The sequence below is a fragment of the Thalassospira sp. CA1 genome (assembly GCF_059052855.1).
This window is the reverse complement of record NZ_JBZCIA010000021.1, coordinates 1-2727: the sequence shown is the minus strand read 5'-3', so window position 1 is coordinate 2727 and position 2727 is coordinate 1. Positions and strand designations below refer to the sequence as shown.

At 42.4% G+C, this 2727-nt stretch carries 4 protein-coding genes; all 4 read right to left on the bottom strand.

All coding sequences use genetic code 11. The features are described from left to right. A partial coding sequence (locus tag AC5Q5A_RS19695; protein ID WP_493896353.1) for a hypothetical protein occupies window positions 1-730 on the bottom strand: 730 nt, incomplete at its 3' end. A 1-nt stretch (window position 731) separates the two neighbouring features. Further along, window positions 732-1601 (bottom strand): hypothetical protein, encoded by an 870-nt coding sequence (locus AC5Q5A_RS19690; protein WP_493896352.1) that lies wholly within the window; start codon window positions 1599-1601, stop codon window positions 732-734. Between the two features lie 14 nt (window positions 1602-1615). Next, entirely contained in the window at window positions 1616-2290 is a 675-nt protein-coding gene (locus AC5Q5A_RS19685; RefSeq protein WP_493896351.1) for a hypothetical protein, read from the bottom strand. A gap of 4 nt (window positions 2291-2294) precedes the next feature. Next, a partial coding sequence (locus tag AC5Q5A_RS19680) for a hypothetical protein (RefSeq protein WP_493896350.1) occupies window positions 2295-2727 on the bottom strand: 433 nt, incomplete at its 5' end.

Genomic DNA, 2727 nt, shown 5'->3' with positions numbered 1-2727 from the left:
ATTGATTCCATATTAATAATCCGGTATTTTCGTGTTTTGTTAGTACATTGTGTATGTCCCCGGATATTATCAATTCAGCTTCGATATTTGTTTTTGCAAGTTCAAGGTCGGTTTCCGAGATGTTTTCTCGCTTCCTTGGAGATGATTTTGATTCAAAATAAGTATTTGTCAGGTCAAGTAAGTACTCTATCCGTATGGCCTTTGCTGTGCCCTCTTGAGGGATAACGCTCTGTAATTGGGCTATGATCTGGTTTTCAAAGTAGACCGGGGCCCCACTCATTCCTTGGTAAATTGTTTTTTGAGGGTCAGTAAGTTTTAGCCAGATATATCGCTCATCGTAACTGGTAACTTCAGCTGCTGCATAACGAACTCCTCCGTTCGCTTGTACGGTGCCGATGTTGAGTGGATCCTTTGGAAGGAACGCTCTGTAATCCAGCTCTGGTGTCAGGGTGGAGCAATGGTTAAGTGATGTCGGTATTGAGGCGATCGCAATATCTGGCTCATAGAATGTAATATCGCCCGTATCGGCTTTTGACCCGTTAGGGAAAACCAGCTCTACACTGAAGCCGTCTGAGGCAATATGAGCAGGAAACAATGCATAGCACTGGTTGTCGTGTGCGTGAGTTATGGCTTGCCCTTTTTGGTTGCTATCCACGTACACGAGATCATGTGCGTTGCCATCGCTAACTAAGCTTATAAATGTCAATATTAGAAGAGCTATCTTGTTCAATTTACTGTCGCCGAAGAGGAGGTACATGCAGAATAAACCAGACTATAGCAGGTGAGAGTAAAGCAAGTATGGTTAGGTATGCATCAATCGCGGGGTTGAGCGTGAGCGCATGCCAGAAGCTTGGGCGAATTCTGTGCTCATCGATGCCATATGCTGTAATTCTCGCAGACTGACCGTAAGAATTTAAATTCAAAGTGGCGGAGTTAGCTTCCGAGAGGTGCAGAGTACCCGCCGAATATGCTATTTCGTCACTGTCTCCTAATATGCTTACGGTGTCATACGTACGTAACTCATGTTTCAGGAGCTGATATAGTTCGTCACTGAGGAATGGGATTACTTGAGCGTGAGCACTAACCGTTCCGCCAAGCAGTTTCGGGTAGTCGTAAACTGTAAAATTGGGAGGTTCCTCTCCCAATCGGATTCGTCCACGGATTGGTATGGTCAGGCCATTACAACTGGCGCTACACACAATTGCGGGTATCTCGTCGTATTCCTTGCGCTGATGTCTCTGGCTACTTGTAAAAATCGGGCGCGTGAAGGTGTTTATTGTTGGGAGTAGGAAGAAGGTTGTTTCGTTGTCAATTTTTGCCACGCGGACCGTGTATCCCCCAGGGATGTGAACTGTTCCACTAAAGTCAGTGTTGTTGAAGTTATTAAATGAAAATTTTAGTTGAGCTTTGTTGAGTGATAACTCGAAGGGAAAAGGACTCCCGTTTTGATCGAGAAGCAATATATCAACAATTTGAGTATCAGCAGTAATCTGATATCTCGTGTTCAATTTGATTGTGTAGATAGGTAAGAAAATAGATGTGAAAATAAAAGATATTATTGCATACAGAAAAAATGATCGAAGTGAAAAATGTTTTTCCATCCTTTATCCGTGTTTTATTGGATGATAAAATGATACGGTTTTGGATAGGTCGTTCCATACATTATCGACACATCCATTGTTTCTGGTAAAAAGTCTTTTATTTTACAATGACTGTCGAAGGAGACATTATGTGGTGCTGGTGCTGGAGAGCATGTCATTATAAGACTTCTTTCATTTCGATCACGGACCCTAATTTTCGCTTGTCCAGCTATTGAATTTAGGGAAACTAGATAGTCGTTAGATATCTCTCGGGTCCATGATACAGCAAGAAGCTTTTTTGGCCGTTCTTGGCAACTGTCGGCGGAGAAAGCGAGCGCGGCTATATCAGTGGTTTCTATGTTTTTGAGGCGCTTGGAATTTTTTGTCTTTATAGGTACCCGCACTGCGTGGGCGTCTAGCCTAATTTTATTGAAAAGCCCCTGTCCAAGGTATTTCCCATCTCGACTTTCAATTTTCAAGCAGAAGGTTCCTTTGTGTTTTGTCCCAAAGTGGATCCATACTTCATTGATAGATGGCAGCGTATGTTGACTGTGAACTGTGTATCCTTTGAAAATTGAACCAGATACTGGCACATTGTCTATCCAATTATCGCTGTATGGCTCTAATTCGGTAACATCCTGTGCAAATCCAATCGATGCAGACAGAAGTAGATTTGCTGTTATTAAAGCTGATACCTGTCGTAACTTCATTTTTCTATTTGCGCTTCACTATTATAGTTTCAATAGCCTTGCTGTCTTTGATTAACTCATATCGCATATCTCTGCCATTCTCGGGAGTGACGCGAAGAATAAGATCCTTAGATGATCTCGCTCTACACCATCCATGACCCCAATCATTGTCAAAGTAAAAGTAATGGGCATTACCAGCTGCCCCTCCGTATTCAAATGCAAGAGTGCAATTTCTTGGTTTTGAGTATGTTAGTTCATTATCGTTGTTTCCTGGTTGAACACCCTTTAGTTTTAGCCACACTGGTTGAGGTAGCCCGTTGTCCAAAAATGTAGCAAAATACTCTCCGGCAATTTCTTGGGCTTTCGCATTTCCAGAACCAATTACCAACAACGTCGCTGCAACGCAGAAAAAAGTAGAAAGCTTCATATTATAACACCTAGTCAGATCCAAAATGGGT